This is a genomic window from Microbulbifer maximicatervae (SeqCode) (assembly GCF_052468155.1).
On record NZ_CP174335.1, the window covers coordinates 3,620,276 to 3,645,489 of the forward strand.

The 25,214-nt window shown below is 46.3% G+C and carries 22 protein-coding genes; 12 read left to right on the top strand and 10 right to left on the bottom strand.

The features are described 5' to 3' along the window. Positions 1-21: 21 nt before the first annotated feature. The 6 genes from ACJJIY_RS15475 to ACJJIY_RS15500 all read right to left on the bottom strand — a co-directional run bounded on the left by ACJJIY_RS15475 (position 22) and on the right by ACJJIY_RS15500 (position 7,000). On the bottom strand, positions 22-1,047 hold the full coding sequence (locus tag ACJJIY_RS15475; protein WP_445358255.1) for an HlyD family secretion protein: 1,026 nt from the start codon (positions 1,045-1,047) through the stop codon (positions 22-24). Between the two features lie 5 nt (positions 1,048-1,052). Beyond that, the gene (locus tag ACJJIY_RS15480) at positions 1,053-2,318 is read right to left on the bottom strand and encodes a glycosyltransferase family 2 protein (RefSeq protein ID WP_445358256.1); all 1,266 of its coding nucleotides are present in this window, start codon (positions 2,316-2,318) and stop codon (positions 1,053-1,055) included. Further along, positions 2,318-3,361 (bottom strand): TackOD1 domain-containing metal-binding protein, encoded by a 1,044-nt coding sequence (locus ACJJIY_RS15485; RefSeq protein WP_445358257.1) that lies wholly within the window; start codon positions 3,359-3,361, stop codon positions 2,318-2,320. Before ACJJIY_RS15485 ends, ACJJIY_RS15480 begins: the two co-directional genes overlap by 1 nt. A 662-nt stretch (positions 3,362-4,023) precedes the next feature. Then, the gene (locus ACJJIY_RS15490; protein WP_445358258.1) at positions 4,024-5,049 is read right to left on the bottom strand and encodes an HlyD family secretion protein; all 1,026 of its coding nucleotides are present in this window, start codon (positions 5,047-5,049) and stop codon (positions 4,024-4,026) included. A gap of 5 nt (positions 5,050-5,054) precedes the next feature. Beyond that, on the bottom strand, positions 5,055-6,320 hold the full coding sequence (locus ACJJIY_RS15495) for a glycosyltransferase family 2 protein (RefSeq protein ID WP_445358259.1): 1,266 nt from the start codon (positions 6,318-6,320) through the stop codon (positions 5,055-5,057). Positions 6,321-6,748: 428 nt separating this feature from the next. Continuing rightward, on the bottom strand, positions 6,749-7,000 hold the full coding sequence (locus tag ACJJIY_RS15500; protein WP_444894013.1) for a hypothetical protein: 252 nt from the start codon (positions 6,998-7,000) through the stop codon (positions 6,749-6,751). A gap of 171 nt (positions 7,001-7,171) precedes the next feature. Here ACJJIY_RS15500 and norR point away from each other — a divergent pair, with 171 nt between their 5' ends. After that, on the top strand, positions 7,172-8,743 hold the full coding sequence (gene norR / locus ACJJIY_RS15505; RefSeq protein ID WP_445358260.1) for a nitric oxide reductase transcriptional regulator NorR: 1,572 nt from the start codon (positions 7,172-7,174) through the stop codon (positions 8,741-8,743). A 23-nt stretch (positions 8,744-8,766) separates the two neighbouring features. After that, positions 8,767-9,039, top strand: coding sequence for a hypothetical protein (locus tag ACJJIY_RS15510; protein WP_445358261.1), 273 nt, complete (start codon positions 8,767-8,769; stop codon positions 9,037-9,039). A gap of 96 nt (positions 9,040-9,135) precedes the next feature. Here the strand turns inward: ACJJIY_RS15510 and ACJJIY_RS15515 are convergent, their stop codons facing one another. Both ACJJIY_RS15515 and ACJJIY_RS15520 read right to left on the bottom strand, forming a co-directional pair. Further along, positions 9,136-9,636: an energy transducer TonB gene (locus tag ACJJIY_RS15515; protein WP_445358262.1), complete on the bottom strand. Its 501-nt coding sequence runs from the start codon at positions 9,634-9,636 to the stop codon at positions 9,136-9,138. Between the two features lie 132 nt (positions 9,637-9,768). Beyond that, a complete protein-coding gene (locus ACJJIY_RS15520; protein WP_445358263.1) occupies positions 9,769-11,955 on the bottom strand; it encodes a heavy metal translocating P-type ATPase in 2,187 nt (728 codons plus the stop codon). A 77-nt stretch (positions 11,956-12,032) separates the two neighbouring features. On the opposite strand from ACJJIY_RS15520, the gene cadR reads away from it, so the two are divergent. From cadR to ACJJIY_RS15535, 3 genes are all read left to right on the top strand, one after another. Beyond that, positions 12,033-12,467 carry a Cd(II)/Pb(II)-responsive transcriptional regulator gene (gene cadR, locus ACJJIY_RS15525; RefSeq protein ID WP_444933339.1) on the top strand — a complete coding sequence of 145 codons (435 nt, stop codon included), beginning with the start codon at positions 12,033-12,035 and terminating at the stop codon, positions 12,465-12,467. Positions 12,468-12,488: 21 nt separating this feature from the next. After that, entirely contained in the window at positions 12,489-13,325 is an 837-nt protein-coding gene (locus tag ACJJIY_RS15530) for a metallophosphoesterase (RefSeq protein ID WP_445358264.1), read from the top strand. Between the two features lie 104 nt (positions 13,326-13,429). Then, positions 13,430-13,834, top strand: coding sequence for an acyl-CoA thioesterase (locus tag ACJJIY_RS15535; protein WP_445358265.1), 405 nt, complete (start codon positions 13,430-13,432; stop codon positions 13,832-13,834). Between the two features lie 39 nt (positions 13,835-13,873). Here ACJJIY_RS15535 and ACJJIY_RS15540 read toward each other — a convergent pair whose 3' ends face one another. Both ACJJIY_RS15540 and ACJJIY_RS15545 read right to left on the bottom strand, forming a co-directional pair. Next, positions 13,874-14,311, bottom strand: coding sequence for a cupin domain-containing protein (locus tag ACJJIY_RS15540; protein ID WP_445358266.1), 438 nt, complete (start codon positions 14,309-14,311; stop codon positions 13,874-13,876). Between the two features lie 11 nt (positions 14,312-14,322). Next, positions 14,323-15,498 (bottom strand): thiolase family protein, encoded by a 1,176-nt coding sequence (locus ACJJIY_RS15545; protein ID WP_444908172.1) that lies wholly within the window; start codon positions 15,496-15,498, stop codon positions 14,323-14,325. Between the two features lie 230 nt (positions 15,499-15,728). On the opposite strand from ACJJIY_RS15545, the gene ACJJIY_RS15550 reads away from it, so the two are divergent. From ACJJIY_RS15550 to ACJJIY_RS15580, 7 genes are all read left to right on the top strand, one after another. Further along, a complete protein-coding gene (locus ACJJIY_RS15550) occupies positions 15,729-16,589 on the top strand; it encodes a LysR substrate-binding domain-containing protein (protein WP_444913151.1) in 861 nt (286 codons plus the stop codon). A gap of 127 nt (positions 16,590-16,716) precedes the next feature. Beyond that, positions 16,717-17,652, top strand: a complete 936-nt coding sequence (locus ACJJIY_RS15555; RefSeq protein WP_413662130.1) for an alpha/beta fold hydrolase — start codon at positions 16,717-16,719, stop codon at positions 17,650-17,652. Then, positions 17,645-18,499, top strand: coding sequence for an alpha/beta hydrolase family protein (locus ACJJIY_RS15560; protein WP_445358267.1), 855 nt, complete (start codon positions 17,645-17,647; stop codon positions 18,497-18,499). The genes ACJJIY_RS15555 and ACJJIY_RS15560 overlap by 8 nt, the downstream gene beginning before the upstream one ends. 273 nt (positions 18,500-18,772) lie before the next feature. Then, entirely contained in the window at positions 18,773-19,603 is an 831-nt protein-coding gene (locus ACJJIY_RS15565; protein WP_445358268.1) for an IQM protein middle domain-containing protein, read from the top strand. Positions 19,604-19,855: 252 nt separating this feature from the next. After that, positions 19,856-21,160, top strand: a complete 1,305-nt coding sequence (locus ACJJIY_RS15570) for a hypothetical protein (protein WP_445354110.1) — start codon at positions 19,856-19,858, stop codon at positions 21,158-21,160. A gap of 1,337 nt (positions 21,161-22,497) precedes the next feature. Then, on the top strand, positions 22,498-23,736 hold the full coding sequence (locus ACJJIY_RS15575; protein ID WP_445358269.1) for a condensation domain-containing protein: 1,239 nt from the start codon (positions 22,498-22,500) through the stop codon (positions 23,734-23,736). A gap of 590 nt (positions 23,737-24,326) precedes the next feature. Further along, complete coding sequence (locus ACJJIY_RS15580; protein WP_444913923.1) at positions 24,327-25,208, top strand: DMT family transporter; 882 nt, start codon at positions 24,327-24,329, stop codon at positions 25,206-25,208. Positions 25,209-25,214 lie beyond the last annotated feature (6 nt).

Sequence of the window (25,214 nt, forward strand, 5' to 3'; positions counted from 1 at the left end):
CGCTAGAGTTTTTGAGCTGGGCTAGTTCAGAAAGGCAGTGACAACTACATCGACCCAGTCCAATTGGAGAGTGATGGTAACTTTATCGTTTACCGGAAATTTTGACGGGTTTGCCAGTGCAATTTTTGCTAATTGGTTACGTTCAGTGGGTTTGAAGGTGTTTTGAAATTCCTGGGGTAACGCCGCGGAAAGAGGAATAGTTTCCATCAAAACACCTCTGTCCTGAAAGCGCCCACTGGAGACCAAAACTTCCAAGCCGGGCTTTATGGCGAACTGGTATCTATTGGGTAAGTAGGCCAGGACATAGGCTTCGCCCGTATAGATAGATAGTAATGGTTCACCAGCAGAGTAGACATTACCCACATAGGGAATTTTGGCGCCTACCAGCCCAGCTGTTGGGCTTTGCACAATACCGTTATTGTAGTGCTGTTTAAGTTGCTTTAAAGCTTTGGTCGCAACGGCTGAAGCATGCTCAACAGACTTACGTTTTTCATCCAGTATTGTACTCTCAAGCTGTAAGCGCACCAGATTTTCCTGCGCTTCGTAGTTGTCACGAAGCACTCCCTGAAACGTCACTTCACTTACTGCTCCGCGGTCTGCCAGATTGTTAATCCGATTTACGATATCCTCCACTTGTACTTTTCTTTCCAAAGCGGGAGCCACTAATTGCTTTGCAGTCTCAGAAAGTAAGGTGAACTCTGTGGATATTCTGATGAGATTTGCATGGCGGTAGGATAAATCTGCAATCCGTTCAAGAAGTTCTACAGACTCAACTTTCAATAGCAGCTCACCTTTGCTTACAGCTTGCCCTTCATCAATAGCGACATCAGTTACTTTTACCAAATACCCCATGGCGATAACACTTTGGTCGCGCATTACAAGACCGTCACTTCGGAGAAGAAACCAGTCCCCCCAGACGTAGCGAATTATTGCAATGAAGAACACTGCAAGTAGTATAAGGTAGACTCTTCGGCTAACCGACCCGCGCTCTTTGCGCTGTTCACTTACAAGGCTATCTGGCCTAAGTCGCTTGCGTAGGGGCTGCATGAAAGTTATTCCCTAACGCGGTGAACTTTGGTTGGCGAAAAAGAGTCGGAGTAAGAAGTCCGAAATATCCACTCTTGAATGTAAGCAGATAGACGAATGGTTCGCATATAATTTACGTAGAAAACACTATAGGCGGGGATAAATGGCCACAATTTAAGTGTATTTTCCCTTATTGTGAGAATTGAAACTAATGTAAAGGTGATAATATCCAGCGCGATAAGAACAATTTGAGCCCCTACCAGAATGAACCACCCATTGGTGCCATAATGCACAAAAAGCCAGACTAAATATACGGGAAAGGCAATAGCTGCAATCACATTAAACAATAGGAATTCGAATTGATGGTAGAATTCTTTTAGCTTGATTCTGTCCTGGAATGGGTTAATAAAGTGCAAATATTTTCTATATCGTAGACGGATGGCATCTCTCTCCCAGCGGAATCTCTGGCGAGAGAGAGAATTTATATCGGTGGGGCCATCGGAATAGCAAATAGCTTCTGGGGCGAAGCCAATCCTCCATCCATAACTGCGCAAGCGAAAGGTAACGTCAAGATCCTCGCCTCCACCCGCATCAAATCCACCAACTTCCATTAGTGCTGTTCTTCTGAAGGCACTAAAGGCTCCAGAGGAGCAGTTTACTTGATCGAGCATAGACAAGGCATGTCGTCCTAGAGATATACTGATCAGGTACTCAATAGCCTGGAAGGTTGTTAGAATATTTGTATATGCGTTTCGAATTAATACATTTCCAGCCGTTGCGCCAACCTTGGGATCTGTAAATTCTTGCATTACATGCTTAATTGCATGTCGATCAAGGGAGCTGTCACAGTCAACTTCAATAATAAAATCCCCGGTAGAGAATCGTTCGCTTAGATTAAGAGCTGATGCTCTACCACCGCGTAAATCTGTGGCGTGGACCTTGATTTTTGAATTGTACCTTTGGAGTTTCTGTACTTTAGCGCGTGTGGTGTCGGTGGACCCATCACTGACAATTACAATTTCATCTGGTGGAAGGCTTTGCTCCATTAAAGATATGGCGCAGCTCTCAATACTTGCCTCTTCATTGTGTCCAGTAATTATTACAGTGATTTTCCCTAGAGAGTTTGTATCTTCTTCGAATTCCGGTTTGGTAGAAAAGAAGAATACCGAGGTTAAAAACGCCATGAAGTAGCGGGGCAATTCTAATATTAAAATCACCCAGAACATCAAAAATAATGACGTATAGCTTTGAGAGATTAGAAAGGTTATGCCATTGTTAATTAGTTCCTCCACTAGATAAGCTCCTCGGGGCCTAAAACCTTAAAGTAAGGCCCTATATCAAGTCTTATCGAGGACATTGCAATTTTTATCATTTCTCTTCGGTCTTCTAGAATGTCCTCCTTGGCGATACCGTGTAGAACCATATAATCTTCATACTTGCCAGTGATAAAATCTTCTTTCCGTATACCCTCGTAAGCTCTACATAACACTCCGTGAAGATTCTCTATAAACTGGCGGCGGCTCTGCATTGCTTGTCGGGGCCCATGCTCGACTTCGAGTTCATGAGCATGTTCGTAGTTGATATTCACCAAGCAAAAATTTGTTTTGCTCTCTTTCCATGCTCTTGCCGCCTGGTTGAGTTCTACGATCAGGGTGAAGGGCAGGTCAGCGAACATGGGGTTATGATCAGTGAAATCGAGAAATGCATATCCGGCTCTTAGGTAGCTACTGGCGCGTTCCGTAATGTCGTAGCTGTGAATGTCCCCTGTGCGTATTGACTCGCTGTCGGTATCTTTCTGGCAGTTGAGGCACAAAAAACCTATCTCCACTTCTGAGCTGGCATGGCCGCAAGCATTGCAAATAAGCAGTGTGCCGGGTTTGTCGTAGTCACTGCCGAAGTGTAAAAGCTCCTTTCGACATTTGGGGCAAATCAGGTCTTCACCTTCCCTGAAGTCAGCTTCACGCCCCAGGTAGGCGCAGCTGAAATGGTGCAGATAGAAGTCTTCGGTAAGGTTGGAGGATCTGCAAACTGCGCACTCTTCGCGAACGTTGAACTGAGAGTTGCCGCATCCATTACATATATGGCGACGATCAAAGAACTTGCCTTGAAGAAAACCCGATTCGATCAATTTTTCACTTTCCGTAACTACCGTAGGGCTATCGAGGATAATGTTGAAGTCGACGGTAGCTCTGGAGTTGGGGCTGTAATGCGGCGAGAGGCTTACGCCAGATACAAATATACGTGCCAATATCTTGTCGCTATCTTTTTGCGTGGTATGAAAATCCAGGTGCACTTGTGCACGACGGTAATGGAAATCATCAATGACCTGGCTCACAGCGGACATATCTTGAGCGCTTAGCGATGAGCAATCCAGGTCCGCTTTTTCACCGATAGAACCAGTCAAGTCAATGACTGGAAGAAGGTAAAGGCCGCCCCGCATATGCCATATATGTGTGAGGTCTTCTATCGTCGCTGGTTCTTCTATTAATATCGCATCTTTGGATTCCCCAGTATGCGATGTGACTTTTGAATCGCCAGGCCAGCGAAAAAAACTATATTCATCACTTAGGAAGGAGATACTAAATCCTCCACGCCAATAGAAATCACAGTGTAAGCATTAAAATGCCACACGATTAAAAGTGCTTGAGAGATTCATTTGAGCGCTTTAACAAATTCCTTTTCAAAAAATTATCTGTCCCTGATACAAGGTGCGCCTTAGTCGTAAGTCATTTACGACAATTGGTGGCGTGAAGAGGTATTTTGAGCCCTAATAATGATTTAAGAGTCGAATATACAGGTCCGTTGGTATGGCACGGATGTATGGTCTGCCCCTTAAAGTAGAAAGACCGTTGGATACCAAAGAAAAGATAGATGAGGAGTGCTGATGGTGTCCAACCCTTGACAACTAAGAAGTTAGTTTGGGCTTGGTGGAAGAGGTGTCGAGGGGAGGTGGCGTCAGAGTAGGCGTGGGATATTATTATGAAAATACGGTTTTTGCTAATTTATAAAGCGTTGAACAATTACGTCAATCCAATCAATTTTTAGAGTTATAGTGACTTTCTCATTCACCGGGAATTTTGAAGGATCAAGTAATACAATTTTGGCTAACTGATTGCGGGATGTCGGCTTAAATGTATTCTGAAATTCTTGAGGCAGTGCCGCCGAGAGCGGGATCATTTCTACTAATACGCCTTTATCCTTAAAGCGCCCGCCGGCCACTAGAACCTCCATTCCGGGTTTAATGGCAAATTGATATTGATTGGGCAAGTAGGCAAGCACATAGGCTTCCCCAGTATAGATAGACATTAGGGGTTCACCGGCATCATAGACATTGCCGACATGGGGGACTGAAGCCCCAACTAAACCGGAGGTGGGACTTTGTATAATACCGTTGTTGTAATGCTCCTCCAGCTTTCTCAGCGCTTGTTCGGAGCGATAAATTGCCTCTTCAACAGATCTGCGTTTTCCCTCTAAGGTAGCGCTTTCTACTTGTAACTTTACCAGGGTTTCACTGGCCTCGAAGCTATCTTTCAAAACATCTTGATAGCCGACTTCGCTGACTACTCCTTTGTTTGCAAGTTTATTGATCCTATCTACGATTCGCCCAATTTGCTCTTTACGCACCTTGGCTGGGGCAAGTAGTTTTTTAGCAGTTTCCGCCACTAAAGTGAATTCAGCAGAAATTTGCATCAGGTTTGCTTGGCGGGTGGAGAGGTCAGCGATACGCTCTAACAACTCCATTGATTCGATTCTTAAAAGCAGTTCGCCCTCTTTAACAGCTTGTCCTTCATCTACGGCAACCTCTACTACTTTTACCAAGTAGCCCATTTCAATAACGCTTTGATCGCGCAACACCAGTCCATCGCTTCGCAGTAGAAACCAATCGCCCCATATATATCGGATAACTCCGATACCAAAAAGAATTAACATAACCAGATATATTCTACGGCTCGCTGAACCCCGTGTTTTGCGTTGCTCGCTTTCGAAGCTGTCGGGGCGTAATCGTTTTCGCAGAGCCTTCATTCAAGCTACTCGCGAACACGATGGACTTTTAATGGTGCGAAAGAATCCTTGTAAGACGTTCTAAAAACCCACTCCTGCACATAAGCGTAGAGTCGCACTACTCGCATAAAATTCACATAAAATATGCTGTAAGCTGGAATATAAGGCCAAAGGGGAAGTGATTTAACTTTTGGTGTCGCATAAGAGGCTAAAGCAAAGGTAATAGTATCGAGTGCAATCAGTACGACTTGGGCACCGGCCAAGATAAACCAGGAGTTATCACCGTAGCGCACGAATAGCCAGATTAAATAGACTGGTAAAGCTATTGCGGCAATAACATTGAAAACCAGGAATTCATACTGGTGGAAGAATTCTTTTAGTTGCATTCCTTGGCGGAACGGATTAATAAAATGCAGGTACTTGCGGTAGCGAAGACGAATAGCATCTCGCTCCCACCTAAAGCGCTGGCGCATCAGAACGGTAATACTGGTGGGAACATCGGTATAACAAATCGCTTCAGGGGCAAATTCAACTCTCCAGCCATAATCTCGCAAGCGAAAGGTGATATCTAAGTCTTCTCCTCCGCCGGCATCGAAGCCGCCAATTTGATTCATTGCGGATACCCTAAAAGCACTGAAGGCTCCGGAGGCGCAACACATCTGGTCGAGCATCGCTAAGGAGTGCCGCCCTAAACAGATACTGATTACATATTCGATAGCTTGAAATGAGCTGAGTATATTGGCTGTTGAGTTTCGGACGATCACATTGCCCGAAACCACTCCAACCTTGGGATCGGCAAAGCCTTGCATTACATATTTCATGGCGTGGCGATCGAAGGTGCAGTCGCAATCAATTGAGGCGATAAAGTCGCCGGTTGAAAATCTCTGTCCTAAATTAAGGGCTGAGGCCTTGCCTCCACGCAGTTCTGTTGCATGAGCGCCATCCAAGCGACCTTTATTTTGCAGGTAGTGAATATCGTCCCGGGTTTTATCTGTGGAGCCATCGCTAATCGCGATCACTTCGTAGGGGATATAGCTCTGTTCCTGTAATCGCTCGCCACACTTTTCAATAGAGTTTTCTTCGTTGTGACCGGCGATTACCGCTGTGAGTCTGCCTAAAGACTCTATATCTTCTTCAAATTCAGGTTTGGAGGCGAAAAAAAATACAGAGGTAAAAAACGACATTAAATATCTGGGAAACTCCAACACCACGACAATCCAAAACATCGTAAAGAGAGTGGCGTAGCTCTGAGTGGCAAAGAAAGTAATTCCGTCATCGATCATTTCCCACATTTAGGTTTGCTCCCCAATAGGCGAATGCGGCCCTCGGCTATTGCTGTTACCTATCTGTGATATAGGAGCGAACGTATGTGGCTCACTGCTAGTGTCTGGCAGTACCTCTTTGAGAAGGGGAGGGGATTGAGTGTGCGGAGTGGGTCTTACGCTTGGATTCCATTCATTGGTAAGGGCTCTCAACTCATTGCTTGTTAAGGCTAAGCCCAATTTTGATACCCCCTGACTTTGGCCCTTTGTTCATCAATCAATTAAGTGCTTGCAGACTTGATGTGTCGCCACAAGGAGATGCGTCACCTGAGACTGTCAGTATAGTCCACGGTGGTTTGAGGTGTCGGGCAATGCTGAACCCCAGAGCCAGCAGGGGCTCTGGGTTGATTTATTCGCTGCTATTAGGAAGGGGGAATTCGGAGGCGGCGGTTCAGCCTTTATCGAACCTCAAGGTCCAGGTTGTATTGAGCAACCACACGACCTATATAGCCCAGTTTTAGAAACGTCGCACTAATCACCATAAAGATATGTCCTGCGACTTGCGCGGGAATGGAAAACAGGTGTGATAGGGGGTAGCAAATAACAATTGTCAGAATCAGCAGGGGAACTGACAGAAGCAGCGTAAAGTTACCGGCTTTTAGCAGAAGCTTGAAACGCTCACGCAGTAAGGGGTTTTCCGTATTCAGCATATCGGCCTCAGGTTCAAACGGCGTCAATCTATCTTTAGCAACTGCTATGCCAAATATAAATACCAATAAAAACAAGGGGTTATGGTTTATTCTTGGTATTTATGTGTCAAATTGACCTTTATGGTTGCTGTGTCATAATGACTCTAAAATGTCTTTTGGACTGATTTGGCTATGGTAGATACCAACGCAACCTTACTGCTCGAAGTGGCTCTGGACCTGGCTAACAGCCTTAACAACAGCGATCGCTTTGAGCGCCTGCTGTCTACTATCCGCAAAGCGATCAAATGCGATGCCGTTGCCTTGCTTGGGCTCAACGGCGATACACTCACCCCTCTCGCAGTCCAAGGGCTTGCCCGACGGACCCTGGGGCGGCGATTCCTGATTGATGAGCATCCACGGCTAGCGCAAATTTGCGCTTCGGAACACCCGGTCCGCTTCCCCTCTGACTGTCAGCTACCAGATCCCTTCGATGGTTTGCTGTTGGATAGGGAGGGAGATCTTCCCGTGCACTCTTGTATGGGCTTGCCTCTCTATTCAGATAACCATCTGATTGGTCTGGTAACAGTGGATAGCATGTCTGCGGATGCCTATGCCCGAATCAGTGATCGAACCCTGGAGCTGATAGCCGCACTGTCTGCGGCCACTTTGCGCACAGCCCTCGAGCTAAAAGCCCTGTCACACTCCGCCGAGCATGCCGAGCAATTGGTGAAAGACCTAACCCAGCAGGCACTGGAGCGGGATGGAGGTGAATTAATTGGTGAGAGCGCGGAAATGCAGTCCCTGCGCAGTGAGATAGAGCTCGTGGCTGGGTCGGATTACAACGTGCTGATTCTCGGTGAAACAGGGGTGGGGAAAGAGCTGGTGGCCCGTACCGTCCACAGGTTGTCGACTCGCAAGGAGAAGCCCTTAGTCTATTTGAACTGCGCTTCCCTGACTGAAACCCTGGCGGAAGCTGAACTTTTTGGCCACTCAAAAGGGGCCTTCACCGGCGCAGATCGCGAGAGGCCCGGTAAATTTTTACTGGCGAACGGCGGCACTATTTTCCTGGATGAGGTCGGCGAGTTACCGCTTGTGGTGCAGAGCAAATTGTTGCGTGTATTGCAAAGTGGTGAGATTCAGCCGGTAGGTAAGGACACGGTGCAGCATGTAGATGTTCGTATTGTAGCGGCGACTAACAGGGATTTACGCAAGGGGATTGAAAACGGTACTTTCCGAGCTGATCTCTACCACCGTCTCTCTGTATATCCCCTTGAAGTCCCACCGCTTTGCCGGAGGGGTAATGATGTCCTGCTGTTGGCAGACTACTTCTTGGAGCGCTCCCGCAGGAAGCTGGGTTTTCGTCAGTTGCGTCTCAGTACAGAGGCCACCAATAAGCTACATCGATACGCTTGGCCGGGTAATGTTCGCGAGCTGGAACATATTATCAGCCGCGCAGCCCTTAGGGCCCGCAAAGGTAGCTCTCCAGAAGCTATTGTTGCCATTACTGCAGCACAAATTGAAATTCCCGATGACCTGGTTATTCAGAAGCCTCCGCAGAAACCGGTAGAGTCGCTGTCTGAGGCTATTGATTTAAGGGGGGAAACGGAAAACTATCAGCGCGAACTCATTGGGCGTGCCCTGGCTGAGACCGATGGGAACTGGAGTAAAGCGGCCAAATTACTATCCGTAGACCGAGGGAACTTGGTGCGTCTCGCTAAAAGGTTGGGTGTTTACATCAAGAAAGAGGTTGTTCGAGGTAAGTAATCTATATGAAGCAAGGAGTTGCAATGTTGATTAGCGATAAAGGGTTACGGCTTTCACTGGTTGTAGGGGTAATTTCCCTGACTATCGGCTTACTGGCATTTGCGTATAACTGGAAAATAATTGGTGGGGGTTGGCCATATTTCGGTACAGTTTTATTTCCAGGCAATCTTGTATTGTCATTCTTCTCTGAAGAAATAGACTTCTGGCCAAAGTTTGCGCTGCAGATGAGTGGCCAGTTTTTGGTTTCTTTTTTGCTGGCCCGTAGCCTTATAAGTTTTAGACGCTGGTGGAAGTGATAAGGGGTATTACGATTTGCATGTGGTATTACTCCAAGCATTTGATAGAAGGCTAGAGCTGTAAATACTTATACTTGCGATCTTGTATAAAAATAACTAAATCGCTAGCCACAATAAATATGCAAAAAAGGTTTCTTGGCTATCAGGTTGATTTTCGGCAATATTATAAATGACTTTGGTTCTAATGTTATTGAACTCTTCTGGAGTTGCTTCATATTTAAAGTGTTTTGCTGTCTGGATAGCAGATTCTTCAAAGAAACCCGAGGGCTTACTTTTAATAACTCGGGGGTCTACCGGATCGCCGTTTTTATTAATGTCATACTCAACAATTACGTAGCCTTCCATCTGCTTTTCCAGCGCTTCTTGCGGGTATATTGGCAGTGATTTGTAAACAGGAACAGGCCCGCCTTTCTCTCTTGCCATTTCCCTGTCTTCAATGCTGGATTTATAAAAGTCAACGTACTGGGGGCATTCGTCGTAAGAGCTGCAATTTTTGCTTGTTGGAGAGTCAGTACAACTGCAAAGAAGAAAAATAATAGATATCAGGGCTAATTTGTTCAAAACTTTTAATCTTCTTTGCACTTTTTGAAATGGCAAGTGTAACACCCTATAGATTTTCTCTGTAGCTGTTAAATAGCAAGTAATCTATCCGGTATCTAGCGGAGTTAACGGAAAGACTGTGTTGCTGAATTAGTACCGTTAACTAGAAAAGCCGTATATCAAACCGGCTCATTTCCTCATCACTCTCAACCCATTAAAAACCACGAGCAGGCTGGTCCCCATATCGGCAAAAACAGCCATCCACATGGTTGCCTCTCCGGCAAAAGCAAGCACTAGAAAGACCGCTTTTATGCCCAGCGCCAAGATAATGTTCTGCCAAAGAATGTGGGCCGTTGAACGAGATAATTGGATAAAGGTGGCGATCTTGCCCAGATTGTCGTCCATCAGGGCCACATCAGCGGTTTCTATCGCTGTGTCGGTTCCCGTTGCTCCCATCGCAAACCCTATATCAGCACGGGCCAAGGCGGGGGCATCGTTAATGCCATCGCCAACCATGCCAACCTGGCCTTTTCCAGATAGTGCCTCCACCTCTCTGAGCTTGTCTTCCGGCAGTAGGTTGCCTTCAGCCCGATCGATGCCGACTTGTTTGGCAATCGCATCTGCAGTGTGCTGGTTGTCCCCGGAAAGCATCAGTGTTTTCACGCCCAGTTTGTGAAGGCTCTCAATGGCGTGTTGGCTCGATTCCTTCACGGTATCGGCGACAGCAAATATTGCCAGAACGGAGTTCTCCCGGGTCAGCATCACAACAGTTTTCCCTTCTTCCTCAAGGGTTCCCAATTGGCGCTCCAGCTCGGCGGAGCAAATGCCCAATTCTTCAATAAGCCGGTGGTTACCCAGGTAGCACTGATCCCCCTGAATTCTGCCCCTGACGCCGCGCCCGGCCAGGGCTTCAAAAGTATCCACTTCTTGTAGGCGTTCGTGGGGAATCTGAGCAAACTCCAGTACGGCCCTGGATACCGGATGATCGGAACGTTCGGCTAGGCTCGCCGCCAGGGTTTGTACCTCTTCCGCGGGCATTGGCGCTATCACTTTAAAATCCGTGACGGTTGGCAGGCCATGGGTGATGGTTCCTGTCTTGTCCAATGCCAACCAGCGAAGGTGGCGCCCTTGCTCAAGGTAGGCCCCGCCTTTAATAAGGATTCCGTGGCGGGTGGCCGATGCCAGGCCGCTTACGATGGTGACAGGAGTTGCGATCACCAGTGCGCAGGGGCAGGCGATTACCAGCAACACGAGTGCGCGATAGATCCATTCCATCCAGCTGCCGGCAAAAAGTAGCGGCGGTATTACCGCAGTAGCCAGTGCCACTGCAAATACTAGGGGCGTATACCAGCGGGCGAATTGGTCGACAAAGCGCTGGGTTGGCGCGCGACTACCTTGTGCGGCTTCCACCGCATGAATGATTCGGGCGAGCAGGTTATCGTTGGCAGCTGCCGTAGATTGGTATTCGAGTGCCCCGGATTCGTTGATACTGCCGGCGAAAAGTTCATCTCCAGGGCCTTTGTCTACCGGAAGGCTCTCCCCGGTAATTGGGGCCTGGTTTACCGCTGAATTGCCGCGTATTACCTCACCATCTAGAGCGATACGTTCGCCGGGGCGCACCCGGATGGTTGTGCCAACCGGAACAGTCTTGGCTGACATGGAAACCCACTCGCCATCTGGCCCCTGTACGGTGGCGGTTTCCGGGGCCAGGTCCATTAACTCCCGAATCGCATTGCGGGCACGATCCAGGGATTTGGCTTCAATTAATTCTGCCAGGGTGAATAACACCATCACCATTGCCGCTTCGGGCCAGTGACCGATAAGCAGGGCGCCGGTGACCGCGATGGACATCAGCGCGTTCATATTCAGGTTGCGATTGCTGAGCGCAATCCAGCCCTTTTTGTAGGTCGTGAGTCCGCCGCCAGCAATAGCGGCCAGAGCCAGTATCATTACCAGCCAATTGTTTCCCCCCTGTAACCAGAATACGACCTCGGAGGCAATCGCCGCCAAACCGGCAGCGCCCAATAACCACCAGTTTGCATGGGTGGTAGGTGGCGCGGAATCGATGTCATCTTCGGTGGCCAGGCGTGCGTCGAGGTCAAGAGGGGTCAGAGTGTTGAGGATCTTGCTCTCCATACCGGGCGCGTGGCGCACCTGTAGGATTCGCTGCACCAGGTTAAAGTCCAGCTGGTAAATTCCCTGCATGCCAGAGAGCTTGGCGCGTATCAACCCTTCTTCAGTGGGACAATCCATCTTGCTGATGGAGAACAGGGACAGGTCACCTTTGTCGCTGTTGTTATTGGTGTTTTGAATTGGCGTCATGGTTGTGGCTTGGGTTGCCCCGCTGCAGCCACAGCTGGAATCGCGCTTGACCATTATTCACTCTCGGATAGATCAGTCAGTGAGCCAGTATTACAATCCCTCTAGTAACTATAGAGTCAAGAGGGAGTGGCATGGCTTATAAGATTGGTGAAACTGCCAGGAGAGTGGGCTGCAAAGTGGAAACGGTTCGTTACTACGAGCAGGCGGGGCTACTACCAGAGCCCGCTCGCTCAGAGGGTAATTTCCGGCTCTACTCAGAGTCTCACCTGGAACAACTGCGTTTTATTCGCCACTGTCGTTCTCTGGATATCCCCCTCGAGGATATTCGCAACCTGTTGAGATTAAAAGCGGCTCCATCGCAAAGCTGCACTGATATTGATAGCGTGGTTGATGATCAAATTCAAAGAGTCGAAAAACAACTGGAATCGCTCAAGCAGTTGCGAAAAAGCTTGGTAGATTTACGCAATCGATGTGAGGGTGGCCAGGCAATTAATGCCTGTGACATTATGCGGGAGCTGACAGATTGTAGCTGTCATGGCCATCCGGCAAATAATAATGAGTGTTAGTCGTAAATTTTGGGCCTTGTTTTGAGTAAGTGGCGTATAACTTTTATCGTATTATTTTGTATTGGTTTGTTGTTAGCCGTATGGGCATTTATCGTTGAGCCAGCAAGTTTCCGAATTAATGAAGATGATATTGTCGTAGATACCTGGCCAAAGGAATGTAACGGGCTAAGGGTCGCGATACTTGCTGACCTGCATGTAGGTTCCCCTTACAAGGGGCGGAAGAGCCTACAAAACCTTGTTGAGGCTGTTAATAAAAGCCAACCCGACCTTATTCTCCTACCCGGTGACTTTGTTATTCAGGGGGTTGTTGGAGGTAAATTCGTTCCGCCGGAGGATGCAGCGGGAATTCTTAAAGAACTCAAGGCCCCGATGGGGGTGTTTGCCGTATTGGGAAATCATGATTGGTGGCTTGATGCAGCGCGAGTTGAGCAGTCCCTTGCAAGCCAGGGGATTTCAGTGCTAGAGGATAAGTCAGTAAGTCTGGTTAGTAGCGAATGTAAATTACGACTAGTGGGAATCAGTGATTTTTGGGAGGGGCCTCACGATGTTAAAAAAGCAATGCAGGGGATAGATGAAGGTGAGACGATATTGGCCTTCACTCATAATCCGGATATTTTCCCCGAACTGCCTGCGGAGCTGTCATTAACTATCGCCGGGCATACTCACGGGGGCCAGGTTTACTTGCCGTTTATTGGGCGGCCCATAGTACCTTCAAGTTACGGGCAGCGTTTTGCTATTGGGCATATTGTTGAAGGTGATAAACACCTCTATGTAAGCCCTGGGGTAGGGACCAGTATTTTGCCAGTACGTTTCCTGGTGCCACCAGAAGTAACTGTATTATCCATATTTGGTCCTTGAGGTTTGATCTCTCAATGATGGATTTGGGTAGGTGGTTTGGCAGGAATGGAGCGGGGACCTTCACATATAATTCCAGCCCAGATAAGAAATAACGGGTTGATACGATGATAACCGTCAAACGAAAAGTACTGTTCGGGGATTGTGATCCCGAGGGAATCGTATACACCCCAAGGTTCTCATCGTTTGCACTTGAGGCAACCCATGATGCAATGGCTGTTCTGCTTGAAGGGCCTGCTATCGCCAGAATGAAACAACTGGGTTTTCTTACACCTGTAAGAGCTTTTAACCTGGAATTTCTATCCCCTGTAACCTGGGATCAAGAATTAAGTATCCATGTTTCTGTTGCGGATATTGGTAATCACTCTTTTACGTTTCAAACGAAAGGCTTTTTGGATAATGGGATACTAGCGTTCACCGCCAATATTACCTATGTCACTCTATCATCCCCTGAAAAGCTAAAGACCCCATTACCTGGCTATCTTAGAGACGCCCTGCTGCGCGTCAGTTAGCTGCCAATTCATCGGCAAGTTATTAGAGTAGGGTGCTTCCTAATTATCTCTTTGAAAGACCGTTGTCGGAATTCCCTTAGCACCAGCGTAAAAAATGATAAGTGTCGCCGGCTTGTCGCCTTCATTGCGCCCAAAATGCCACATATCGGTGACTTCAACGTAGGCTTTCCCCTCATCCAAAGTTAGGCTTTTATCTTGGTCAACGAGGGTAACTTTTAAAGTACCTTCGGCAACATAGACGCTATTAGGTACGGGGTGTTTGTGCACTGGTAGCCGTGCGCCGGGCTCGATTGTCACACGCACTACAGAGAGTTCTGGCTGCCCCTTTGGATATTGGGGTAGGGTATCTCCGACCCAATCCTTGGTCGATTCTACCAGTGTGTCAAATTTTACCCCCTGCATATTTTCCTGTAGATAACCCGCCAAGGGGAGCAGTAGCAGTAATACTAGGGCAGCTATAGGCTTCCAGGTATTCATGGGGCGACTCCTTATCGCTCTAAGTAAGCAGCCGTCGCCATGCCGCCGGCAGTGCAGACACCAATAATTGCCCGATGGGCGTCGCGCCGGCCCAGCTCTAACAGGGTTGAACCCAGGTAGCGGATGCCCGACATACCGTAGGGGTGGCCGAGCGCAATAGCACCGCCATTAACATTGGTAATGTCCCAAGGGGTTTTGAGTTCAGCTTGGTTGTATAGGGTGGTTACGGCAAAAGCCTCATGTAGCTCCCAAAGGTCAATCATATCCTGGGTGAGTTGGTGGCGCTTCATAAGGCGACTGACCGCTGGCGCTACCGCAATACTCATCTCTTTTGGCGCTACCGCTCCCAGCTGCATACCGCGAAACAGCCCCAGAATAGGCAGGTTTCTCTGCGCTGCCAGTTCAGCATCCATCATGACGACCGCTGCGGCCCCATCGGATAATTGGGACGCATTACCGGGAGTTATCGTCCCTCCTGTGTTCACCGGTTCCAGCGCAGACAGGGCTTCCATGGTTGTGCCGGGGCGGGGGCCTTCATCTTCTGACAAGGTGACTTTCAGGCGATTGGTTTCGCCACTCTCCTTATCTTTCACTGCCATTACCGTATCAAACGGCGTGATTTCCTCGGCAAACTTTCCGGCCTTTTGAGCTTCGGCAACACGCTTTTGTGATTCAACCACATAGCGATCCTGATCTTCACGACTGATGTTGTATTGATCGGCGACATAGTCGGCCGTTTGGATCATGGTCCACCAAACTGCCGGCACTTTCTTTTGTAAGGGCTCATAGACAAAATGGTTCAGGTTCAAGTTGAACTGCACCAGGCTGATACTCTCGACGCCACCGGCCACCCCAATTTGCATTTCGCCTGCGGCAATACGGTTGGCCACAATAGAAGCCGCATTGAGGCCAGAGCCGCAGTAGCGATTTATAGTAAAACCCGGCACTTGAGACCCAAAGCCGGCAAATAGTGCCGCGTTGCGCGCGACATTGTGCCCAGTAGCCCCCTCGGGTAAGCCGCACCCCAACACAACGTCTTCCACTTCCTGTGGCGTTAAACCCGCCTTATAAACCACCTCCCTCAGGACATGGGCAGCCATAGAAATACCGTGAGTTTCATTCAGCGCACCCCGCCTGGCTTTGGCGATGGCAGTTCGGCAATAGGCAACAACGGCGACATCTCTCATGGGTGTAGCTCACACGATCGGGGAGGGGATGTGTTTACATTAGATCAGATAGAGGGGCTTGCAGGAGGGAGGTGAGTTTGGAGCTGCTTTCAAGCGTAACCGCTCCAAGGGGAGGGGTTGTTTTGGGCTAGATTCTCCTCAATTTTGGCAGCTAACACGTTGAGGGAGCCTGTAGTACCCATGATAATCTGCCATTCACAAAATAATGGTATGGCATCACAGTATTCTTCATGCGGAAACTTCCCTCGACTAACTTGCTGGTAACCTTTGATGCGGCTGCTCGGCACTTAAGCTTCAAGGACGCTGCACAAGAGCTTCATGTAACACCTTCCGCTGTTGGGCACCAGATACGAACGCTGGAGGCGGAGTTGCAAACCAAGCTATTTATTCGTTTCAATCGAACTATTGAACTTACGGGTGTTGGTAGGGAATACCATCTGAAAATTGCCAAGGCACTGGAAGTGATTCGACGGGCAACTTTGGATTTACTTGCGCGGGATCAAAATAAAACACTTACCATCCACAGTATTCCATTTCTGACCAATACAGTACTCGCCCCAAATATCAAATCCTTTAAAGCGCTATACCCCACAGTGTGTATTAGTATCGAGTCTCAAATCGCCCGCGCCAGCATAGACCCTGGCGAGCTGCAGGTTGCTATACGTTATGACAAGGAGTCGAATGATGATTTGTGTTACCGGGAGATCTCAAGAGTGCGAATTTCACCGGTTTGCGCGCCGGGTTACTTGAAGAACGATCGAGCAAATCAGATCCAATTGTCTACAGATAAGCTGGGTTGGCAAAGATGGTCGGCAGATTGGGGCTTATCAGTTGAATTTAATGAGACGCTGACTTGTGATGGCTTACAACCCGTACTCGAGATGGCCGAGCAAGGGTTGGGAGTCGCAATGGGATACTTTCCCGCACTAACGCCTAAAGTCAGATCTGGAGAGCTTGAACTACTCTACCCTGAAAAATTCAGTGAGCTGGCTCCTTTGTATCTTGCCTTTAGCAAGTCATTGGAGGGTAACGAAATTATTGAAGGATTTGTTCGCTGGTTTATAGAAGTTGTCCATTCCCTAGAAGGTTAATCACCTAGCTTTATTTTCCCAGACAAGACTTTCTTGCCTGAGCCTAAGGAAAAACCCATTTGTCGCAGTGTTGTCACTTCCCTAGGATTATCTGATTGAGTATCTAAAGTAATCAGGTGGCCAGAGTATGATATCGGCAGTTATAGATGGCTTTGTGCCGAGTTTGCTTAAAAGTCAAACCCTTAAAGGGTACGCAGCTCACTCAAGAGATGGTATTCAGTTTATGGATTTGGGCTCTTGTGTGATTCGCTATCGAAAGATAGGGCGAGGCAGCCGTGTAATTGTTTTTGAAGCAGATCCGCCAGTTGTTATTGAGCATTATGACTATCTTGTAAGCCAAGTTCCAAGTGATTTCACCGTTGTAATATTTGAACCACCTGGCTTTGGTTTTTCCATTCCTTCAACGAGTCTTGATTATAACTTTGCATCTTTGGTTAGTCTTACCGAGGTGTTTTTACAAAACCTTGCCCTTGGATGTGTGACGCTTGTTGCTCCATGCGTACTCGGCTTTGGAGCAATTGCACTTGCGTACAAGCGTCCAGATTTGCTTGACCACATAGTGCTATCTCAAGTACCGAGCTGGGGAGAAATGTTGAGATGGAAGGAGGGGAGAGATCCACGAGGTTTGCTGAGCAAGCCAATTTTAAGTCAGCTGTTGCTAAAAGCTCTGAAACGTAAGCGAACACTTGCCTGGTTTGAAGCTGCGCTAGGGAGGAGTGAGCTGATCACACCGTTTAATGAATTGGCCCAACAAGCCTACCAACATGGAGCAACTTTTAATCTGGCGTCAGCTTTTCAACGATTATTAGTCGGCGAATCTCCTTTGCAGGGTACTCTTTTCTCCAAACCCTTAACAGTGAGAGCCTTATTTCTTTGGGGGGAGCGGGACCTTTCTCATAAATGTACTTGTAAGCATTCAAGTTTGAATATGATCCCGGAGGCCTCTCTACTACGCATAGCAGAAGCTGGACATTTCCCTGAGCTGGAGGCTCCGGATGTGGTGCTGGGTCCTCTCATAAATTTTGTATTAGACCAAGACATGGAGGTCTCAAGTAATGATTAAAGAATGTCGAATAGTAACTCAGGATGGCCTATCTCTCGGGGCAACGCTATTTTCACCAAAAGGTCCGCCTAAAGCGGGGGTAATCATAAATTCGGCTACTGCGGTCAAGCAGGGCTATTATGCTGAATTTGCAAAATTCCTGGCTAAGAATGGCTACTTGGTAGTGACCTATGACTATCGAGGTATAGGTAAGTCTGCGGTTGCCAATCAACGAGACTCTCGACTATCTATGAGCGCGTGGGGAGAGTACGATTTGGCCGCTGTTATCGATTGGTCTACTAGCCAACACAAAACGCTAACCTGGCATTGTGTGGGGCATAGTGTAGGGGGCCAAATTATTGGCTTCGCAGATAACAATACCCAACTTGCTAGTGTCTACTGTGTATCCTCCCAAAGCGGGTATTGGGGTCATTGGGGATTGCGTCAGAGGCCCAAAATATTGTTTGCTTGGTTCGCTATGATTCCGCTCTTATCAAATATTTTGGGGCAGGTTCCAGGCCTTTTCCTCGGAGGTGAGAGTTTACCCGCAGGTATTGCCCGGCAGTGGGCCTACTGGGGGCGCCATAAAGACTATATTGTCGACCAGAGAGGAAGTCCCGTACGAGATGGCTTTTCCCGTCTAGAGTGCAATATGAAGTTTCTATACATAGATGATGATATAGATTTTGCTCCACTGCAGGCTGTGGAGGCTCTCAAGGCGTTCTATTGTAATGCAAATACCGAAATACAGATTGTGAATGCTAAAACCGTGGATACAAAGCCAATAGGTCATTTTGGTTTCTTCAAGGCGCGCTACGAAGATAGTTTGTGGAGGGATGCTCTAGGTTGGTTGAATGCTGCGGCTTGAGCATCTAGGGGGACCATTTCTATTTTGATTTGGAAGTCGCCCGACTCGTCATACTATTTACTCTTCTTTATCAGGTCCTGCTGGTTAGTCTTGGGTGTTCATCTTAGAGTGGGTTTTGATGACTGAATAACCTATATTTGCGAAGGAAAATACAGTGCGTGCGGGACAATATAAGCATAGATGCCGGCTGAAAGCTTATAAACACCTATTCACAGCGCGTTTTGAGACCACTGTATTCTCCCGTCCTTTTCAGTTGCGAAAGAGTTGCCGATAATGGTCGTTAAGAATCTAAAGAAAGTTATTGCCGTACTTTTGACTGCGCTCTATTGCGGCCAGCCCTCAAGCGGTATGGCTTATCGTGATAGGGCATTTATAGTTGAGAGCAGAAATGTAAATGAAACACCAGAATACTTAATGGAAATAGGTCTTTCCAATAGTGTATTGCCTAGACCAACTGACTGGTGGTCAGGTGAAAATACATGTAATTACCATGGGGTTAATGCGGGCAGATGTGCACCAGAAGGAATCTCTCAGTGGATTCTTACTATGAACGATACGAATAGGGCTAATGAAAGTATCTCTAGTGTTGCGGTACATGGTAATTCAAAAATAAAAAACTACAGGCTTTTTGAACTTCATTCAAAATACAAGGGTGAAGATGTAAGGTGTCTTAAAAAATTTAAATATATGTGTCCTGCATATGTTATTTATTACACAGATGCCCAGCGAGAGGGGACGAAACTATCGGTGATGGACGGGAAGATTTATGACTCTACTGGTGAGCTTTTTGATACTAGGCGCGCACAACAGGCAGAAGATTATAATGGTAGAGCCGCTATCTATGTTATGGATAAGAATGGGAATATATATTCAAGTTATTTTTATCCAAAGCCAGTCTTTGCTCATTCGACGTTTCTGGCAGGAGATAGTGTTTCAGCAGCGGGTGAGATCGTAGCGGAGGGTGGAAAGATAGTTTTCGTTAACACCTGTTCTGGCCATTATCGGCCCACTCCAGTTGCCATTGATCAACTTCGTGCTCAGTTATTGTTGCTAGGATATACGGATATAGGCTTTAGTACTTCGACTGAATGTAGATGGCGGTGAAGGTTGTTTAGCGTATAGTTTTATTTTTGTCTAACTATATTCGAGTATATCTGGAGTGCGGCGATGTGGGTTTTCTAGGCGATTTGCAAGTTTCTTAAGCTATGTGAGCCTTGTTTTTGGCGTTTACGGCTATGATTTCTTTTGTGCATGCCTCGTGGTTATCTTGAATCGATTTTTATAGATGTTATGTGGCAATAGCGCTTTCTCATTCTATACTGTCGGCAGTGATCTCCCCACTGGGAAGAGCCTGCAATGAATAAAGTAAAACCTTTTCGGAAGCTTGGGGCTCAGGAAGCACTCTTTGTAGAGTTGACCGAAAAGTCTAACGGTGCAGTTCAACTAGCCGTCTTCTTCAGGACCTGTAGGTCTCTGGGTGTTGAGGAATTACTAAAGGGAATGGAATATCTCCATAATCTGCACCCAATGCTCCGTTCTCGTGTAGAAAAAAATCATCATGCTTATTGGCTCTGTGATGTAGCTTTTAAAGCTATTCCTTTTGAAATAGAGCATGATGCATTGCCTTTAAATTATCAGGAAGAGTTTAAGCGATTAGGAAGTAAAGTTCTTGAGCTGGATAAATATGCTTATCGTTTCACGGTTTATGTGAATGAGTATGAAGAAGTAAAGTGGATTGCTTTTATGGTAAGCCATGCTGCCATGGATGGACGCTCCTTATTACTCCTAGTTAGAGATTTGGATCGGTACTTGAGAGGCGGGGCTGAAGATGAATCCTCTGCTTCGATCATGAAAAAATCGGTGGTGGATTATGTTAGTTCCATAAAACACCTTAATAAAAGACAGTTGGCAGTTGGTGACGGAAATGATATTCCTCCAAAGTGGCCTGTAGAGCAGGCAGTAAATGCTTCCCTTCGAAGGGGATGTTCTATGTACCGGGTCCTACCCAAAAAATTATTTTCTCTTTTGTATTTACTTTCAAAACATGAGAATGTGCAGGTCACCTCTATCTATAATGCCATTGCGATTATAGCCGCCCAGTCATTACCAGGTTTCCGCTCAACAGCAGAGTTAATGTTGCCTATAAATGCACAATGTTTGTGTAAGCACCAGATAGAACGGGATGTTATTGGGGAATGTACAATTGCGTTAACTATATCCTTATCATCAAATGAAACTAGTCTTGACTTATTGAGCCTCGCACGTTTAATTCAAAGAAAATTCTATTTGCAGGTGAGGCGAGGGAATTTTTTTAAACCTCCAATTGTGCCCGATTACAGCCTTGTTGATATTAAACATTTGGCTAAAGATTCTAGTACTGCTAAAGGTTACTTTCCCTCTGGGATTTGCGTATCCAATGTAGGGGATATAGGTGAGTATACGGGCCCTTTGGAGTTCTTTGACTTTGGTGTAGTTATGACGGTACAAACACATGGAGAACACCCGATCATGCTAGTGACTTGTACAATAGATGGAGAAGGCGTGTTCGTTTTTGGATATTGCGAACCGCTAGTTAGCAAAGAAAGTGCTCTAAAGTATGTAGAAAAATATATGAAGACACTAAGAGACTTTTCCGAGAGCAATGATTTACATATAAGTTAGTGATCTGCGAGGGATACTGTGAGATTACAAGATCTACCCACAATATCTATATTGAGATCAGAATAGGTCAACACTTGTGTTTTACTGCTTAAGCTATCCTCTTCATTAGTCTGGAAGCATCAGTTTTCAAAATAATTCAGGAGGCCTGAATGTTGAATGAAGATGTTAGCAGTGGTGGTAGTGGACCGGGTGTTGCGGTAGTAAGCGATATCTATATAGGGGGCATGTGCTTGCACAGTATTTGATCCTGCTGGTCCTAATGTGTCAATATTTGTGACGCTTTCGCTACGAATTGTGCGACTTTTTTTAATCTAGTTGGATTGTATCTGTACCATGGAATACTGATGGTGGTAGTAGGTTGCTTTGGAGGGCTTCCATATACTCTGTTAATAGTGCGATATAATTACTTTAGAAAAAAGATTGAGTTATGGGCAAAATCAAATAACGTAGAAATTTTAAGTATAGAAAATAACAACCTAATCAAGAGTAAGTTGATTTGGAAGGTGTCCGATATTCAAGATGTATTTTATTTGCAGGGGCGCGATGAAGAATATTGGGTGGCATGTGGGTCATGGTTTTGGGGGCATTCAAGCGTGAGTTGAAAGTACATAGAGAGTCTAACGGGAGTTTAAGGCTAGTTGCTTCCTGGTGAATACAATATTTGACTAAAGGGAGTGGTTTATCCTAAATGATAAATCCAGGACACCAAAAGACTAGAGATGAGAGCTAGTTATATTATTGTTACCGGTATCGAGGGATGTTTCCCTTCAAGTCAGGGCAAAGGTATGGTAAAAAATTAAAAAACCTAGTTGTGTGATGGAACCCATTAGGTTCGATAAACGCTGCAAGGAGAAGTAACTAGAGGTTGGGGTGATAGTTAACAGTCGCTGAGGAAATGGATTGATATTTATGAACCTTAATAGGCTCTTATTGTTTTGTTATTGGTTGGTCATATTCTTAATGGTTGTGTTGATTGATTTAACAAATGTTATTGCATATGTGTATTCACTGTTTTTTGATTCAGAGAATGAAAAGGCAATCAACTCAATTCAGATGGGGTGCAAGGTCGGATTTGTAGTTGTTGCTTATCATTTGTTTGTATTTGTTAGGCGGAGAATATTGAGCGGCGTTGACAGTAAGTGAAAGTTCATGAAGGTCCTGAAAGATATCATCAATAAGTAGGTGGAAAGAGAACTCATTACCTATGGCGCCGAGATCTATAAGGTTTGTGTGAGTCTCGTGGTTATCTAGAATCGATTGTTATAAATGTTTCAAGGGTATAGCGCTTTCTCGTTCTATACTATTGACAGTGATCTCCCGACTGGGAAGAGCCTGCAATGAAAAATACAAAACCTTTTCGTGAGCTTGGAGCTCAGGAAGCACTCTCTGTAGAGTTGACTGAAAAGTCAAATGGCGCAGTTCAACTAGCAGTCTTCTTCAGGGTATGTAATTCTCTCGGTATCGAAGAATTACTAAAGGGAATGGAATACCTCCATAACCTGCACCCAATGCTCCGCTCTCGTATAGAAAAAAATGTTCATGCCTATTGGTTCTGTGATGTGGGGTTTGAAACTATTCCTTTTGAAATAAAGCATGATGCAATGTCTTTAAATTATCAGGAAGAGTTCAGGCGCTTAGGAAGTAAAGTTCTTGAGCTGGATAAATATGTGTATCGTTTCACGGTTTATATGAATGAGCAGGAAGAAGTAAAGTGGATTGCTTTTATGGTAAGCCATGCTGCCATGGATGGACGCTCCTTATTAATCTTGGTTAGAGATTTGGATCGGTTCTTGAGAGGGGGTTCAGGAAGTAAACCCTCTGCTTCGATCATGCAAAAATCGGTGGTGGAGTATGTTAGTTCCATAAAACACCTTAAAAAAAGACAATCGGCAGTTGGTGGCGGAAATGACGTTTCTCCAAAGTGGCCAGTAGAGCAGGCAGCAAACGCCTCCCTTAGAATGGGATGTTCTATGTACCGTGTCCTCCCTAAAAAATTATGTTCCTATTTACATTTAATTTCAAAGCGTGAGAATGTTCAGGTTACCTCTATTTATAATGCCATTGCTGTTATTGCTGCCCAGTCATTACCAAGTTTTCGCTCAACAACAGAGTTAACGTTACCTATAAATGCACAATATTTGTGTAAACGCCAGATAGATCGAGATGTTATAGGGGAATGTACAGCTGTATTAACCATATCCTTATCATCAGATGAAAATAGTCTCGACTTATTAAACCTCGCACGTTTAATTCAAAGAAAAGTTTATTTGCAATTGCGAAATGGGCATTTTTTTAAACCTCCACTTGTGCCTGATTACAGCCTTGATGAGATCAAACATTTGGCTAAAAATTCTAGTGCTGAGAAAGACTATTTCCCCTCTGGGATTTGTGTATCCAATGTAGGGGATATCAGTGAGTATACAGGCTCCTTAATGTTCTTTGACTTTGGTGTGGCTATGACTGTTCAAACACATGGAGAACACCCAATAATGCTAGTGACTTGTACAATAGATGGAGAAGGGGTGTTTGTTTTCGGGCATTGTGAACCGCTAGTTAGCAAAGAAAGTGCTTTATAGTATGTAGAAAAATATATGAAGACACTAAGAGAGTTTTCCGAGAGCAGTGATCTTTATGCAAGTTAGCGATCGTAGGGCATAACTCGATTTTAGTAAACAGGGTGTGGGTACAATCGTCATATTCAAGCGAGCGCCTATAGATTCTTACGCTCCACCACCAATTTGAAGTAATTTAGGGCTGCCAACTACCCTTGTGCGATGACGCCCAAAGGGTTTGATATAAACCGCAAGGAGAAGTAACTAGATATTATGTGGGGTTACGTCTGGCAGAAAGGTAGTGCCGACAATCGCTTATGCTGTATATCTGTTGAGGCAGAACTGGGGACAGGATTAATACTCTTGATCTTAAAGTGGTCAAAGCTCAGATTTCATATTATGAAGTTCATATTTTTTGTTACAGGGAAACTGACGCCGGCAGGCAAGTAATTACTGCGCCAAACTCTTTGGCTTGCCCAATAGGAAATGAATCAATCGGGGGGCTAATGTTACATAGAGTCCTGCTCTGTAATGACCCGCCCGATACATAAATGAAGGCATCATTATTACCTCTCAGGCAGGTTTGACCTCTAATTGCCAAAGGTAGTGACAGTTTGCCATCTACTTATCAAAATCATTCCCTGGGTGTTGGGTTAGCTCTTCTCGGCGGAGTGCTGATGGGGTGTCTTGGTATTGCCGGAAAGCTGGGTTCTGGTGCAGGCCTTAGCCCATTTCTGCTATTGGCTGCACAGGTCATATTACTTGCTCCATTGTCGGGTATGTTTCTTCTGATGCGACAAGGGGTGGCGGGGATAAGGCCGGTGAATCCTCAGATCCTTGTCCTTCGCTCCATATCAGGTTTTGTCTATTTTGCTGCCTTTTACTGGGCGGTCAAGGGAATACCCATCGCAGATGCGCTGGTGCTGGAAAGCACGAATCCATTCTTTGCCATGTTGATGGCCCGAGTATTCCTCGGTCACCGGGTTAGTATCGCCACTATCTTTCTTGCGATACTGGCATTCTTGGGAGTATGCCTCATTTTGATCCAGCACAGTGTTCAGGGCATTTTCAATCCCTATTCACTCCTTGCGTTGCTGGCGGGAGTAGCGCGTGCAGCGGGTAGTATCACAACCGGTGTCGCAGGCCGGACGGAACCACCTGAGCGCATCATGTTCTATTTCGCTGTTGGGATGTTGGTCTTTAGCTTATCTATTGTATTCTGGGAGGGGGCGAAGGTAGAGACATCGTCGCTATGGATTCTCGCGATTCCCGCACTGCTGTTTGTTCCACAGAATCTTGCTTACACGATCGCTAATCGTGTTGCACCTGCTTACCTCGTTGGGGCACTGTTTTACAGTGCGATCCTCGTCGGTGTGTTAGCTGATCGTTTTATGTTTGGCACAGAATTCGGTATCCGTGGTGTGATAGGCATGGGTATTACGGTTGCCGCTGGTCTCGGGTTGGCTTGGTTGCGAGCGAAAGAGCTCAAAGAGTAACTTGGT